General features: G+C 63.3%; 7 protein-coding genes. 3 read left to right on the top strand and 4 right to left on the bottom strand.

Features of this window, described 5'->3' with window-relative positions; genetic code table 11:
* Window positions 1–30: 30 nt before the first annotated feature.
* The 3 genes from ACI2JX_RS06260 to ACI2JX_RS06250 form a co-directional block, all read right to left on the bottom strand.
* Window positions 31–1,074 carry a lipocalin-like domain-containing protein gene (locus tag ACI2JX_RS06260; protein ID WP_404689656.1) on the bottom strand — a complete coding sequence of 348 codons (1,044 nt, stop codon included), beginning with the start codon at window positions 1,072–1,074 and terminating at the stop codon, window positions 31–33.
* Window positions 1,075–1,147: 73 nt separating this feature from the next.
* Window positions 1,148–3,601 (bottom strand): FtsX-like permease family protein, encoded by a 2,454-nt coding sequence (locus tag ACI2JX_RS06255; protein ID WP_404689655.1) that lies wholly within the window; start codon window positions 3,599–3,601, stop codon window positions 1,148–1,150.
* On the bottom strand, window positions 3,601–4,266 hold the full coding sequence (locus ACI2JX_RS06250; protein ID WP_264236040.1) for an ABC transporter ATP-binding protein: 666 nt from the start codon (window positions 4,264–4,266) through the stop codon (window positions 3,601–3,603). Before ACI2JX_RS06250 ends, ACI2JX_RS06255 begins: the two co-directional genes overlap by 1 nt.
* Before the next feature lie 305 nt (window positions 4,267–4,571).
* On the opposite strand from ACI2JX_RS06250, the gene ACI2JX_RS06245 reads away from it, so the two are divergent.
* A complete protein-coding gene (locus ACI2JX_RS06245) occupies window positions 4,572–6,053 on the top strand; it encodes a toxin-antitoxin system YwqK family antitoxin (protein ID WP_404689654.1) in 1,482 nt (493 codons plus the stop codon).
* Between the two features lie 66 nt (window positions 6,054–6,119).
* On the top strand, window positions 6,120–6,416 hold the full coding sequence (locus tag ACI2JX_RS06240) for a hypothetical protein (protein WP_392464398.1): 297 nt from the start codon (window positions 6,120–6,122) through the stop codon (window positions 6,414–6,416).
* A gap of 251 nt (window positions 6,417–6,667) precedes the next feature.
* Here ACI2JX_RS06240 and ACI2JX_RS06235 read toward each other — a convergent pair whose 3' ends face one another.
* Window positions 6,668–7,426, bottom strand: a complete 759-nt coding sequence (locus ACI2JX_RS06235; RefSeq protein WP_404689653.1) for a sensor histidine kinase — start codon at window positions 7,424–7,426, stop codon at window positions 6,668–6,670.
* 148 nt (window positions 7,427–7,574) lie between these two features.
* Between ACI2JX_RS06235 and ACI2JX_RS06230 the strand changes: the two genes are divergently transcribed.
* The gene (locus ACI2JX_RS06230) at window positions 7,575–16,184 is read left to right on the top strand and encodes a GH36-type glycosyl hydrolase domain-containing protein (RefSeq protein ID WP_404689652.1); all 8,610 of its coding nucleotides are present in this window, start codon (window positions 7,575–7,577) and stop codon (window positions 16,182–16,184) included.
* Window positions 16,185–16,200 lie beyond the last annotated feature (16 nt).

Raw genomic sequence — 16,200 nt, 5'->3', positions numbered from 1 at the left:
ATGGTGCGCAGGTCTTCGACCCGCACCTGATCAATATCCGGTCATTTCCAGATATCCCTTGCCCTGCATACCCCCACTTACCCGTACTGGCCCTTCCCAGTACGGGAAGCGGGTGGTCATCCAAGCCTTGCTGTGCAACGCCTCCACCTGCACATCCACCCCCTGAACCGGTAAGCGTATGCGCCATCGGGTCGGCAAGCGCTTGCCATTGTCCTGCAGGGTGAATGCCAACGGTTGGAGCTCAATCTGCTCGCCCAACAAGGGCTGCGCCTCGCCTTGGGCGCTGATCCAGGTCCCGGCTCGATAGGGTTGGCCCTGCGCTTCGCGGACCTGGAACAGCATCAGCTTGGCGCCGCTGGCCAGGTGCAGCGAGAACCAGTCCCAGCCCGACTGCCCGGGCGCCAGCGGCTGGCTGCTCCACTCCCGATCCAGCCACGCCTGGCCGGTGACGACGACCCGTTGCCCCTCGCGCTCAACCTCACCCGTGACCCGGTAAAAGGGCTGGCTGTAGTAATAGGAGGCCTGGCCCTTGCCCGATTTCTCGCTGTAGCCTTTCACTCCATGCAGCACCAACGGCCCGCCGCTGACCAGTTTCAGTTGGTAGCGAAAGCCCTTGCCGCTGGCGCGCATATCGAGCTGGCCGATGCCGTCGGTGCCCTGCAACGACCAATCATCGATCCAGGCGCGAAACGGCTGCGCCTGCACGCCAGCCTGCCCAACGCCGCCACGCGCCAAGGTCTCGCTGACCTGATGGCTGCCGGGGCCGGTCAACGCGGCGTGGCCCATCCACAGGTTGGGGCTGTTCCAGGTGGCGGTTTCCGGGCCAGGGCGCAGTGCCGAGCGAAACAGCGTCCACTGCGCCCCCCAATCGCGGCCCTGTGCATCTTGCAGGTTGGCCGTGATGTACCACCATTCGATGCGAAAGCCGTCGTGGGCGCCATGGTCGCGCGGGAAGACCAGCTCTGGGTTTGGCGTCACTGGTCGATAGGCGCCCACCTGTTGGCCCAGGCCAGCAAAACTCTTGGGCTCCGGCGCAGACGGCTCGCAGCCGCCGAGCAGCAAGCTGCCGAGCAACAACCAGGCGCCTGCGCTTGCTCGGCTGTTTTCCCCCTGCCTGATCGCCAGTCGGCGATCTGTAGTCCACGCCCTAGCCTTCATTGGCAAACTGCCTCAACAGGTCACTCGGCTGGCGACGGGCGAGCTGCCATAGCGGCCAGGCACTGGCCAGGAAACTGGTCAGTACACCTAACATGGCAAGCTGCAGCAACTGCCCTGGGAACACATGCAACGGTAGCCGCCAGCCAAATGCCTGCACATTGACCACCGCCACCAGGCACCAGGCAAGCAGCAGCCCCAGGGGCATTGCCAGCAGCACGGTCACGCTGCTGAGCAGCAAGGTCTGCCCCAGCGACAGCCAGACCAGCCGCCCGCGCGACACGCCCAATGCCCACAGCGGTGCCAACTGGCTGAGGCGGGTCTGGCCCAGCGTCAACAGGCTGATGAACAACGCCACGCCTGCGACACCCAGCGTCAGGCTATTGAGCGCGGCGGTGGCGGCAAAGGTGCGGGTGAAGATCTCAGTCGACCACGCTTTCAAGCTGGCCTGCTCGACCACCCGACTATCGTCCAGGGCGAAACGTTGTTGCAACGCGTACTTGAGCGGCGTGAGCTGCTCTGGCGTTACATTCACGCCAAGGCTGCCAAGCGTCGTCTGCGGCCAGTGCTTGCGTAACGCATCGGCGTTGATCAGCACATGTCCCTTGGGATTGCCATAGTCAGCGTAGATGCCTACTACCGTCAGGGTCTGACCGGGCAATGGCAAGCGATCGCCCAGCCCCAGCCCCAGGCGCCGCGCCAGTTGCTCGCTCAGCATCACCGCCGCGCCCTGCGCCAGCTGCTCCCAGGCCTGTGGGCTTTGCGCCAACAACGGCCAGTGCGTGCGGTAGTAGCCATGATCGATGATCCCTTGAACCTGGGCCGGCCATTGCCCCAGCCGCCACTCCAGGCGCCAACTGGGCAACACCGCGCTGACCGCCGGCTGCTGCGCCAGCCAGGCGCTGATCTGCAGCGCTTGCGCGGTGTCGCGGGGGGTCAGGTAGAGGTCCGCCGACAGCCGCTGATCCAGCCAGCCGGTGAAGGTTCGGCGAAAGCCTTCGGTCATGCTGCCCACACCTACGCTGGCAGCCAGGGCCAGCAACAACGCCATCAATGCCAAGCTCAATGCCGGCAGTTGCTGGCGGCTGTCAGCGATGAACCACTGCGGCAATGGGCGTCGGCAGACCCGCGCCAAGGCGCCGAGCGCCGCTTCCAGCAGGGCCGGTAACAACAGCGCGGCGGCCAGCAGTAATGCGGCCAGTAGCGCGAAGGCGCTGGGCAGGCTGTTGCCCCATTGCCAGCAGCCCAACCCAAGCACACCCAAAAGCCCCGCAGCGATAGCCTGTCGCCGCAACCCTGCTCGTTGCGCCAGGCGCCAGGCCTGGGGTTGCGCCAAGGCCAACAGCGGCAAGCGAGCGGCGCGCAGCACACTGCCAACCCCCGCCAGTAGCGCCCCCAGCACGCTTACTGCAACACCTGCCAACCACCACTGCGGCGACAGGTTCAGCTGTCCGGCCACTTGCGCGCCATACAAGCCGCGCACGCTGGCAGCAAAGTCAGGCAGCAGCAGCCCGGCCAGCAGGTAGCCACTGACTACCCCAGCCAGCCCGCCAAGCACTGCGAACCCGCCCAACTCCAATGTCAACCCGGTCAGCACGGTGCGCAGGCTGATGCCACACGCCCGCAGGGTACGGATCAGACTCCGGCGCTGCTCCAGGGCCAAGCCGATAGCGGCATGGGCGATGAACAGTCCGACAACGAATGCCAGCAGGCCAAGGGCGGTGAGGTTGAGGTGGAAGCTGTCGGTAAGACGCTGCAGGTCGCCATCGTCGCTGGCCGCTTGCAGCGTCACCTGATCAGCGATTGCTGGGGGTAAAGGCGCCGGGGCAGTGCTTAACAGCAAGCGTGAGAGCTGTCCTGGCGCTTGCAACAGCGTTTGAGCGTGGCCAATGTCGACGATCACCACGCCCGGGGCCAGCTCCGGCTTAAGGACGAATGGCGGTAACTGCCGGCCATCGCGGGTCTGCGCTTGCTGCCCAGCTCGCATACCCAGTTGGCGTAGGGTATCGGGGCTCACCCAGGCTTGCCCTGGTTGATCGATGAACGCCGCGAGGTCGAACGCCTCGGCCTGGACGCCGGCAACCACCGTCGCAGCAGGCAAGCTCAACGGTTCGATCCCGATCAGGCGAACGCTCAGGGGCATGTCAGCCGCCAGGCGCAAGCGCCCTTCCAGCACTGGCGTAGCCTGCCAACCTAACTGCCTCAGTTGCAGGTAGAGGGACTGTTCAAGACGCTCGCCCCTACGCGGCACCAGCTGTGCCTGCGCAGGCCCGGCCAAGACCGCGCTGGCACGGGCATAATCGGCGCGTGCCTGGCTATTGAGCGCCTGCACGCCGGTCCACAGCGCTGTGGCCAGCCATAGCCCGGTGAAGATGCTGAAACACTGCAACCAATGCCGCCGCCAATGGCTGAGCAGTGCCTGCAGGGCAATCGCCAAGCTGCCCATTATCCTTGGCCGACCTGTACCCGGCCGGCGTGAAGCACACAGCGCTGTTGCAGCTGTTCGGCCAGGCGCTGGCTATGGGTCACCATCAGCAAACTGCTGCCTGCCTCGCTGACCAGTTGCAACATCAACTGCAGCACTTGGTCACTGCTGGCCTCATCCAGGCTGCCGGTGGGTTCGTCGGCTAACACCAGCGCCGGGCGTGCCGCCAGTGCCCGGCCGATCGCGACCCGCTGCTGCTGGCCACCTGACAGCTGTTCCGGATAGCGTTGCAGCACTTCAAGCAGCCCCAGGCGCTGGGCCAGATACCCCGCCCAAGCGCCATCATGGCGCCCGGCCAGGCGCGCCTGGAAGGCAAGATTGGCGGCCACATCCAGGCTGCTGATCAGGTTGTATTGTTGAAACACCAACCCGATCCCCTCACGCCGCCAACGGGCCATGGCCGCCTCGGAGCGCCCCGCGAGCGGTTCACCGTCAATCAGGATCTGGCCGCTGTCAGCTCGATCAAGGCCGGCGACCAGATGCAGCAAGGTACTTTTGCCACTGCCCGACTCACCCATCAGGGCCAGACTGCTGCCATGTGCCAGGCGCAAATCGACGCCCTGGAGCACCGCCAACTCGCCTTGGGCAGTGATGAACGACTTGCGGAGCTGCGCGACGACCAGCATCTATGGCAATTCCTTTGGCAAGGCAGGAGGAGGATCGGCACCGGGCCAGCACCCCATCTGCGGGTTGGCGGAGGCCGCACGTGGATGCCTGCTGCGCACGTGGTTCAGTCCGGCTGAGCACGCTCACCACGAATGCTTCAACCAATAGGCATAGCAGCCCTGCCAACCTTTGCACGCCCAAGGTGGACCGCAGCCCCGCGCTGCAGCGGCGGCCTCGGCAGCTGGCAATATCAAATTGGAATCACTGCGCTCATTTGCCTACACTGCGCGTTCTTCACGCTTTCTAGACCGGCAGGTGCCGGCCCGTGAATAAGGAGATTCTGGTGTCTTCCAACGCCCGCCGCTGCCTCGCACTGAGTGCGATCACCTTGGCCTGCCTCAACCTCGCCGGATGCTTCAGCGAAGAGATCGATGCCCGTCAGACCCATGAAATACAGGGTCTGCTGTACAAGATCCACGCCGAAGATCCGTTTACTGGACGGGTACTCAACTACCCAATCTCGGTACTGGGGTTGTTCAATGTCGGCACCTGTGCAGCCGATTTCAAGAAGGGTTTGCCTGACGGCGAAATGCGCTGCTCGGACAACGCCGGCACCTTGATCGCCAGCGGCGAGTTCAAAGCGGGTAAGCGCGACGGCAAAGAAGAGAAGTTCGATGCCAAGACCGGCAAGAAAACTGCCGTCGGCCACTGGAAAAACGGCGTGCAGGACGGCGTACAAGAGCAGTTCAACCCGCAGAACGGCGAGCGCGTGCTCGAGGTGCACTACAGCGCAGGCAAGAAACAGGGCCGCGAGCGCGCCTGGGACAACCAGGGAGACCAACTGATCGCCGAGCTGGAATGGGACAACGGCCTGCAAAGCGGTTTCGACAACCGTGGCACCCAGCACCGTACCTACCTTAACGGCAAGCAGCACGGGCCGCAGAAGGAATACAGCATCGACGGCAGTCGCTTCTACGTGGCCCGTGAAGAAAACTACGACAATGGTGTAATGCACGGCGTGCAGAAGCGCATCGACGCACGCGGCAACGTGACGGAGTTGAGTGTATTCGAGCATGACAAGCTGCGTACTCGCACAGTCGATGAATACAACTACAGCGGCCAGCATGTCCATCACGTCAGCCGGGTGGCGCTCAAGGAAGACGTCAACCGCTTCATCGCCAGCGATCTGAGCAATGATGGCGAGGAGCAATACTGGGATGACCAAGGTAACCTGATTCGCCAACTGCAATGGCGCAATGGCCAGCTGCTTAGCGCAACTGCCACGGTGTGGGTGGCTGGCCGCCAGGAAAGCCAGTTCCAGGGCATTGGCCGCGACAGTTACGAGCCAACGCAACAGGACGTACTCAAACATGGCCAGGAGCGCCTGTTCAGTGATAACGGCGAACTGCAGGCAGTGATCTTCTGGAACGCAGGTTCAGTCAATCAGATCCTGGTGAGCCTGCCGCCCGATCAGCGCAATCAATACCCTGGCAAGATGGGTCTGTTCGACGGCAACGAGTTTTGGGGGAGCCCGGTACAAGCCGACGCTGATTTCAGTAAACCGAGTCGCTACAACGCAGGTTTCGCCACCCGCTACGAGCAGTTGGTGGATATCCCCGCCCCTGGCCAGCCGATGCAGGCCAGCAACGTACCCGCCAGCGCACAAGCCGCTACCGCGCCTGTCGCTGCCGCCAGCAATGATCAGGACAGCTGCGTACAACGCAAGGTAGATGCTGTACACGCTGAAGACCCGGATGCCTTGATTCGCGCCGACATGCTCGAGGAGTTCGAGCAGGACTGCCTGTAGGCAATGGGGCTAGACTGAAGAAACCATAACCCGCTGCGCCTCTTGGCGCTCAGACAGGAACCCACCATGACCCGCTCTGCAACATTGCCTCGCTTGTCATGGTGGCTCGCGCCCCTGCTACTGGGCAGCCTGGCGCTCAGTGCTGGCTGCTCGAGCAAGCACACAGCCACCCGGTATGCCACTGCCAACGTCGGCTCTAGTTGCTTCGCCAAGGCAGTGCCCACCAGCGGTGAAGGTGGCCTTGCCTTCGGCGACACGTTGAGCATGGCACGGAAAAAATCCATGGACAGCTGCATCCGCTATGCCGGTCGCTCAGGCGGCGAGCCACGGACTTGCCAGGTGGTCATGGCCAAGTGCAAATGATCAAGGTTTGAAGAGGGGCGGCAGCTACGTACGAGCCTGCTAGACCGGGCTAGGAGGTCAGTTGCCCGGTTGGCCGGAGGGCCACCCGCACGCAGCTACCATTGAACGAACCAGGGTTGAGATAACTGTAGAGCGCTACGCGGCAAGCAGAGTGCTTATAGACACGAGGTAGCGGCCGGAAGGCTGAGAGAGAATGTTGCGTTGCCCAAGCAGGGGCAATCAGGAAAGTCCGATTCATCCATTGAGCGGCGTCAGCAACGTGGAAAACTGAAAGTAAAGGCAGTCCCGCCACGCCTAGAAGACTGCACCGTCACCTCGCCCTGATGAGCCCTGGCTATCTGCCGAACGATGAACAGGCCAAGCCCGACACTGCGCTGGGCCAGGTTGCAACTGTGCCCACGGATCATGGGTTCGAACAGATCATCGAGGCATTCCTGCTCAATGGGCGTGCCCTGGTTGTGCACGACGATACTGGCCCTATCGACACCGACCTGCGAAGTGACCGTCACCGGTGCTTGCGAGTTGCCATAAGCCAAGGCATTGGAAACCAGATTGCCGATCAACTGACAGAATCGATCAGGATCAAATGCCACCCGCCCCTGGCCCATGCACATGTGCAGCAGATTGGCGTGGGGATATGCCAACCTCAATTCATCCACGCAGTGCGCCACAGCCAGTTGCAAGTCCGCTACTACGGGCTGGATCACGATGCCCCGGCCAGCTCGAACCTGCCGATAATCCAGCAAATCGGCCACCAGCCGCTCAGCGCGCTCGGCCGAGCGAGTGATGTGCTCGAGTAATTGGCAAGTGCGCGCGTCCTGCGGCCGACGCGCCAGAATCTCGCTAGCCATCTTGATCGCCAACAAGGGATTGCGCAGATCATGCGCGACGATGCCCAACGTCTGTTCGGCCAGCAGGGTGCGCTGCGCAGCATCGGCGTCCTGTCCGGTGCGCTCGCGGGGCCGGAATCCAGCATCGATGAGGCAGGGCACTTGGCGTGAATTGACCATGAGCAGCTCCGCGGCTAACAGTGGCCAGTGGGTACATTGCTAGGTTGAGCGCGATAAGCAAGCGGGTCTGTTCGCTACCGAACAGACCCCGCTACGGCTTGGCAGCACAATGACAGCGAGCGATTGAACCTGTGTCAGCAAGGACTCCATGGCTAATCCCTGGCTTCGCGCAACCCGTCTGCTCCAACGCATACCGCTCGCCTTGCAGCGTTGGCGGGCGATACCGCGCGTGTTCAGCCAGGAAAGTCTGCTGCGCTCGGAGCTATTCAGCGCCGAGCAAATGGCCGACCACGGCTGCGTCCTGGCCAAGCAGCACCGTGTGAGCCAATTGCCCGCCGATGATGCCTTGCTTGTGCGCCTGAGTGACAACGAGAAGACCCTGTCCAGCAGCTGCGCGGCGATGGCCAGCACATTGCCTGCGTCACAGCGGGACATGCCGGCCGCGCAGTGGCTGCTGGACAATTTCTACCTGGTCGAAGCGCACATCCGCATAGCCAAAAGCCACCTCCCCCCCGGCTACAGTCGGCAGCTGCCGCGTCTGGATAACGGTGCATCCAGCGGTCTACCGCGGGTCTATGACATTGCCCTGCAAACCATCTCCCACGGTGATGGCCGGTTCGACACGGAAAGCCTGAGCGGCTTTGTCGAGGCTTATCAGACCATCACGCCCTTGACCCTGGGTGAGCTATGGGCGATCCCGATCATGCTGCGTCTGGCACTGATCGAAAATCTGCGTAGGGTCGCAGGCAGGGTCATGGCCAATTGGGCCGACCGTGACCTGGCCAACAGCTGGGCTGATCGCCTCAGCGAGATGGCTGAGCACGACACCAAGCGTGTGGTGCTGGTGGTAGCCGACATGGTTCGATCCGGCCCGGTATTGAGCGCTGCGTTTGTCGCCGAGTTAGCCAGGCGTCTGCACGGGCAGAGCGCCACCCTGACCCAGCCGCTGGCCTGGATTGAACAGATGCTCAGCGAGTCGGCCTTGAGCATCGAGCGCCAGGTGCAACTCGATGCCCAACAGCAAGCCATGGATCAGGTCTCGATCAGCAACAGCATCGGCAGCCTGCGCTTGCTGTCGACCACTGACTGGCGGGCGTTCGTCGAGCAACTGAGCCTGGTTGAACGCATTCTCAGCCAGGATCGCGCCGCTGTGTACAGCGCCATGGACTTTGCCAGCCGGGACCATTACCGACATGTCATCGAGCAGCTCGCCCGCCATAGTTCCTCCAGCGAAGCAGCTGTGGCGCAGACGGCCATCGACCTGTCGCATGTGCCAGACGCCAGCGCCGACGACCCAACCGATCATGTCGGTTTCTATCTGCTCGGTCCGGGGCGTGCGCTGTTGGAACAGCGCCTCGCTGCCCGGGTAGTGCTTGCCGAGCGCTGGCAACGGCTGCTGCACCGGGCGCCGCTGGCGTTTTACTTGATGCCCTCGGCGCTGCTCTCAGGGCTGCTGGCCTGGGTGTTCCTGCAGGCCATTGAGCAGGACGGCTGGCCCCCTTGGGTACTGGCCTTGCTGGCCGTGCCCATCCTGCTGATGACCAGTCGCCTGGCCATCGGGCTAGTCAACTGGTTGGTCACGCTGACCGTCAAGCCGTCCTTCCTGCCGCGACTGGATTACAAGAACGGAATACCCGCGCAGGCCCGAACGCTGGTGGTGATCCCTACCCTGCTGGCCAATGAAGACGATGTGCAAGAGCTGGTCGAGGGCCTGGAAGTTCGATTTCTGGCCAATCGCGACGAGCACCTGCACTTTGCGCTGCTGACGGACTTTGTCGATGCCCAGCAGCAGACCTTGCCCGAGGACGCCGGGCTGCTGGCGTCAGCCAGTACTGCCATCGACGCCTTGAACCTCCAGTATCCCAGTACTGGCAGCGAGCGCTTCCTGCTCCTGCATCGCCCCCGGGTGTGGAACGCCAGCGAGCGACTGTGGATGGGTTACGAGCGCAAGCGTGGCAAGCTGATGGCGCTCAATGCCTTGTTGCGCGGCCAGGGGCGCGAGCACTTTGTTCTGATCGTCGGTGATATCGCCAAACTGTGCGACGTGCGCTATGTCATTACCCTGGACACCGACACCCAACTGCCGCGCAATGCCGCCAGGCAGTTCATCGCCACCCTGCAACACCCCCTCAACCATCCCCGTTTCGAGCGCCACAGCCGGCGTATCCGCTCAGGTTACGCCATCTTGCAGCCCCGGGTCGGTATCAGCCTGCCCAGCGCGTCGCGTTCGGCCTATGCCCGATTGTTCGGCAGCGACGCTGGTGTCGACCCTTACACCCAGGCGGTTTCCGATGTTTATCAGGACCTGTTTCTCAGTGGCTCGTTCATCGGCAAGGGAATCTATGCCGTGGACGCCTTCGAACAAGCGCTCCAGGGCTGCTTTGCCGACAACCGGGTGCTCAGCCATGACCTGATCGAAGGCTGCTATGCCCATTCGGGCCTGCTCAGCGATGTGCAACTGTACGAAGAGTATCCGCCGCATTACAGCACTGACGTCAAACGCCGCCATCGCTGGATCCGCGGCGACTGGCAGTTGTTGCCGTGGCTGCTGCCGTGGCCCAGGCGCGCTGCGCTGAGTGCACTGTCGCGCTGGAAAATCGCTGACAACCTGCGCCGCAGCTTGGAGCCTGCGGCTTTTGTCAGTGTGTTGCTGTGGGGTTGGCTGGCCTCTTCGGCGCCGGCCCTGTGGACTCTGGCGGTGCTGGCGTTGCTGCTCACCCGGCCGCTGCTCGACACCCTGCTGGAACTGCTGCGCAAAACTACCGATGTGCCGCTGGGGCAGCACCTGCAAGCCGCATTGCGTGCCTCGCGAGCGCATTTCATACGTTGCGTGCTGGGCCTGGCATGGCTGCCCTTCGAAGCCTATTACAGCCTGGATGCGATCGTGCGCACCCTGTGGCGCCTGCTGGTCAGCAAGCGCCGCTTGCTGCAATGGAACCCCTCCCGGGAGGATGCACGGGCCAGCGTCAACGGCCTGTGCGCACTCTACCAGGACCAGTGGATCTCTCCGGCCATAGCGGTGTTGCTGGCTGTCGCCTTGCTGGCCCACCCACAGGCGCTGATCGTCGCAACACCGATCCTCGGCTTGTGGCTGCTCGGCCCGGCGCTGGCCTGGTGGCTCAGCCGCAGCGCTACTCGTAGTACGTTCAGCCCCTCGGCCGATGAGCTACGATTTCTGCATCGCCTGGCCCGCAGCACGTGGGCGTTCTTCGACCAGCATGTCGGCAGCGAAGACAACTGGCTGGTGCCTGACAACATCCAGCAAGCGCCCTACGCCAGCATCGCTCACCGCACTTCACCGACCAATCTGGGCATGGCATTGCTTGCGCACATGGCAGCACATGATTTTGGCTACCTCAGCACGGGTCGCCTGCTTGAGCGGCTGTCACTGATGCTTGACAGCATGGAGCGCCTGGAGCGCTACAAGGGTCACTTCTACAACTGGTACGACACCCAGACCTTGCGCCCGTTGGCGCCGCTGTATATCTCCACGGTGGACAGCGGCAACCTCGCAGGGCTCCTGCTGACCTTGCGTGCAGGACTGTTGGCCTTGGCTGACGCGCCGTTGCTGGAGCGGCGTCTGAGCCAAGGCCTGGTGGATACCCTCGACGTGCTCAGCAGCACCTTGGCCAGCGCTGGCCGCGCGACTGATGAAGTCAACGTGCTGCGCGAGCAAAGCTTGCAGTTGCACGTGCAATCGACGCCGGCGCAACAGGCTCAGCTGCTGCAACGCGTCAGCCAATTCGCCGCCGCCAGGCTTGAAACCGGCGACGCCAGCGACTGCAGCTTCTGGTTGGCGACGCTGCAGGCGCAATGCCTGGATGTGATGAGCGAGCTGCAATGCGTTGCCTTGCCGCAAAGCCATGACCCGCAGTTGTCGCTGCCAGGCAGCTGGCGCCAGCTGGCAGACTTGCCCGTCGCCCATTGGCCAGTTGCCCAACAGCCTGGCGTGGCCAGCGTGCAAGCCCTGGCCCGCGCACGCATGACCCAGGCTGGGCAGCTAGCCAGGCGCATCGATGCCTTGGCAAACATGGATTTGCGCTTTCTCTACGACCACCAACGTGACCTGTTCACGATTGGCTACAACGCCACTGAGCACCGCCCGGACGCGGGGTTCTATGACCTGCTGGCCTCAGAAATGCGCCTAACCAATTTCGTCGCCATCGCCCAGGGCCAAGTCCCCCAAGATAGCTGGTTGGCCTTAGGCCGCCTGTTGACCAGCAATGCCGGGGTGCCGGTGCTGTTGTCCTGGTCGGGCTCGATGTTCGAGTACCTGATGCCCATGCTGGTGATGCCCAACTACCCAGGCACCCTGCTCGACCAGAGCTGCCAGGCGGCGGTCACCCGGCAGATCGATCACGGCAAGCAGTTGGGCCTTCCCTGGGGAGTATCGGAGTCGGCCTACAATGCACTGGATAGTCATCTGAATTATCAATATCGCGCTTTCGGCGTTCCTGGCTTGGGCCTCAAGCGTGGGCTGGGCGAAGAGCGGGTAGTCGCCCCATACGCCAGTGCCCTGGCCCTGATGGTGGCGCCGGCGGCCGCTTGCCGCAACTTGATGCACCTGTCGCAAACCGGCCTGGCCGGCCGCTTCGGACTGTTCGAGGCGGTGGACTTTACCCCTGCGCGACTGCCACCGGGGCGGGAGGCGGTGGTGATTCGCTCGTTCATGGCCCACCACCAGGGCATGAGTTTGCTTGCTCTGACCTCGCTGCTGTTGGACCAGCCCATGCAGCGGCGCTTTGCCAGCGATCCGCAGTTTTTGGCCAACATGCTGCTGTTACAGGAGCGCGTGCCGAAAACCGCTGCGCAGTACCTGCACACTTCACAAGCCCCAGCCCTGGATGACACCGGTAGTGCCAGCGAGTCGCGCCTGCGCGTATTCAGCGACCCGAACCGGCGCTACCCCGCCGTGCAACTGCTGTCCAACGGTCGCTACCATGTCATGGTCAACACCGCCGGCGGTGGCTACAGCCGCTGCAACGAGCTGGCCGTCACCCGTTGGCGCGAAGATATCAGCCACGATAGCCTGGGCAGCTTCTGCTACCTGCGTGATGTCGCCACCCAGAGCTTCTGGTCCACGACGTTTCAGCCAACCCTGCACAAGCCACAAAGTCAGGAAGCGATCTTCAGCGATGGTCGGGCCGAGTTTCGCCTGCGCGAAATGGATTTCGACTGCCATACCGAAATGGCCGTGTCGCCTGAAGACGACCTCGAATTGCGTCGCCTGCACCTGACCAATCATGCCCCAGTGCGGCGCACCCTGGAGCTGACCAGCTACGCAGAAGTGGTGCTGGCGCCGGCGATCAGTGATGCACTGCACCCAGCCTTCAGCAAATTGTTCGTGCAGACCGAGCTGATCCGCCCACTGCAGGCCATCGTCTGTAGCCGTCGACCACGCTCGCAACAGGAGGCCGTCCCCTGGATGTGCCATGTGCTGGCGGTGCACGGCGCCGATATAGAAGCCATCTCATATGAAACCGACCGCGCCCGTTTCATTGGCCGTGGCCGCTCGCTGATCGCCCCGGCTGCCTTGCAAGCGGATGTCGAGCAGCTGTCTGGCAGCGCCGGCGCGGTGCTTGACCCGATCGTCGCGATTCGCTGCCGGATTTCCCTGGAGCCCGGCCAAAGCGCTACCCTCGACCTCGCTACAGGGGTCGCCAATAGCCGCGAAACCTGCCTGCAATTGATCACCAAGTACCGCGACCGGCACTTGGCCGACCGGGTCTTCGACCTGGCCTGGCCGCACAGCCAAGTGCTGCTGCGCCAGCTCAACGGGTCGCTGGCCGATGCCCGCCTGTTCGAACAAATGGCCGCCTCGGTGATCTACGCCCACGCTACGCTGCGCGCCAACAGCGCGTTAGTCGCCAGCAACCGGCGCAACCAGTCTGGGCTGTGGGGCCAGGGCATCTCCGGTGACCTGCCGATCGTGTTGGTACAGATTGCCGATCCTGCCAACATCCAGCTGGTCAAGCAGATGGTGCACGCCCATGCCTATTGGCGGCAAAAGGGCCTGGCGTTGGACTTAGTGATCTGGAATGAAGACCAGGCAGGCTACCGCCAACAACTGCAAGACTTGATCATGGGCGCGGTCGCCTCCGGCAGCGAGGCGGCCCTGCTCGAACGCTCGGGGGGGATCTTCGTGCGTCCGGCGCAGCAGCTCAGCGATGAAGACCGCACCTTGCTGCTGTCGGTGGCGCGACTGGTACTCAGTGACAGTCATGGCAGCTTGGCAGAACAGATGCACCGCCGGCGGGCACCTGCTGCCCCCGCTGGCCTGGTGGCCACTTCAGCGTCCTGGCCACAGCCCGATAGCCGCCCAAACCGCGCCAACCCTGCGCCGTTGCTGCTAGAGAATAGCTACGGTGGTTTCAGCAGCGAGGGTCGCGAATACATCATCCCCATCTTGCCCGATCGGCCTACCCCGGCGCCGTGGGTCAACATCCTGGCGAACCCACAATTCGGTAGCGTGATCTCGGAATCCGGCAGCGCCTACACCTGGCGCGAGAACGCCCATGAGTACCGCCTTACGCCTTGGCACAACGATCCGGTCAGCGACCCAAGCGGCGAGCCGTTGTATGTGCGTGACGAAGACAGCGGCAAGGTCTGGTCAGCCGCCCCCCAGCCCAGCCCCGGCCCCGGCAGTTACCGCACCCGACATGGCTTTGGCTACAGTGTGTTCGAGTATATCGAGCAAGAACTGCGCAGCGAATTGTGGGTGTATGTTGCCCTGGATGCCGCGGTCAAGTTCTCCCACCTCAAACTGCATAACACCTCCGACCGGCCGCGGCGGCTTACCGTCACCTGTTTTGTCGAATGGGTGCTGGGTGATCTGCCCAGCAAGTCAGCCATGCACGTGGTCAGCGAAACCGATCCGGTCAGTGGCGCGCTGTTTGCCCGCAACGCGTTTTCGATCGAGTTTTGCCAGCATGTGGCGTATCTGGATTGCGACCTGCCCTACCTCAGCATCACCTGCGATCGCAGCGAATTTCTCGGCCGCAACGGCCATCTGCGAGCACCTGCCGGGCTGCGTCAAGCGCGCTTGTCAGGGCGCATCGGCGGCGCGCTGGACCCTTGTGCGGCGCTGCAGGTCAGCGTGGAGCTGCAAGCCGGCGAAAGCCGTGAACTGGTGTTTCGCCTCGGTGCCGAGGCGGACGCAACCGCTGCCACCCAGCGGGTATTGCAGTACCGCGGCCTGCGCACCGCCCTGGCTGAGCTGGACAAGGTGCAAGCCTACTGGCGCCAGACCTTGGGCACGTTACAGGTGAAGACACCCGAGCCTGCCCTCGATGTACTGGTCAACGGCTGGCTGATGTACCAGGTGATCGCCTGCCGCTTCTGGGCGCGCAGCGGCTTCTATCAGTCGGGCGGCGCTATCGGCTTTCGCGACCAATTGCAGGACAGCATGGCCATGCTGCAGGCCGCCCCCGCCGCTGCGCGCCAGCACCTGCTGACCTGCGCGGCCCATCAGTACGTCGAAGGCGATGTCCAGCACTGGTGGCACCCACCGCTGCAACGTGGGGTGCGTACGCGCTGTTCCGATGACCTGCTGTGGCTGCCCCTAGCCACCAGCCGCTACGTCGAGGTGACGGGCGACCGCAGCGTGCTGAACGAAGCGGTGGGCTACATCGAGGGCCGCCCGCTCAACCCCGGTGAAGAGTCCTATTACGACTTGCCGGCCCGATCTGCCTTGGTCGAAAGCCTTTACCAACACTGCCAGCGTGCCCTCGGCCAAGCCCTGCAGTGTGGCGCCCACGGCTTGCCACTAATGGGCAGCGGCGACTGGAACGACGGCATGAACCGGGTTGGCGAGCAAGGCCTGGGAGAAAGCGTCTGGTTGGGCTTCTTCGGCCATCATGTGCTGCAAGCCTTCGGCCGGGTTGCCCAGCGCCAGGGTGACTGGCATTTTGCCGAGCACTGTGCCAAGCAGGCCGCCGCCCTGAGCAGCAACCTTGAAGCACACGCCTGGGATGGCGGTTGGTATCGCCGCGCCTGGTTCGATGATGGCCAACTGCTGGGCTCGGCGACCAATCAGGAGTGCCGCATCGATTCGCTGTCACAAAGCTGGGCAGTACTCAGCGGCGTGGCCTCGGCGGACCGTGCGCGCACTGCCATGAGCGCCGTTGATCGACTGCTGGTGCGCCGCGACCTCGGTTTAGTGCAGTTGCTCGACCCGCCGTTCGACCAAGGCACCCTGGACCCCGGCTATATCAAGGGCTATGTGCCTGGGGTACGCGAGAACGGCGGGCAATATACCCATGCCGCTATCTGGGCCAGCATGGCATTCGCCCAGCTAGGGGACAGAGCCAAGGCCTGGGAGCTGCTGCGCCTGATCAACCCAGTTGGGCAAGGTAGCACTGCACTGATCGATACCTACAAGGTCGAGCCGTATGTCATGGCGGCCGATGTCTACGCGGTGGCGCCACATGCCGGCCGGGGCGGCTGGAGTTGGTACACCGGCTCTGCTGGATGGATGTACCGCCTGATTGTGGAAAGCCTGCTTGGCCTGCAGCGCACGGGCGATACCTTGCACATCCGTCCCCTGCTGCCCGCTGACTGGCCGGGCTACACGGTGCATTACCGCTTCGGCGCGACCGACTATCGCATCGAGGTGCGCAACAACGTTAGCGGCGGTGAACTGAGCTTGAGCCTCGATGGCCAGCCGTTGGCCGTCAACACGCTGCACTTGGTGGATGATGCAGGCCTGCATCAAGTGATTGTCCAGTGCCAGCCATCGACCCAGCCTGTTGATCTGTAATACCTGCTGACCGGTG

Origin of the sequence: Pseudomonas sp. NPDC088890, from assembly GCF_044900155.1 — a bacterium.
Lineage (GTDB): Bacteria > Pseudomonadota > Gammaproteobacteria > Pseudomonadales > Pseudomonadaceae > Aquipseudomonas > Aquipseudomonas urmiensis.
The sequence above is the reverse complement of the archived record's forward strand: the minus strand, read 5'-3'. Positions and strand labels throughout refer to the sequence as shown.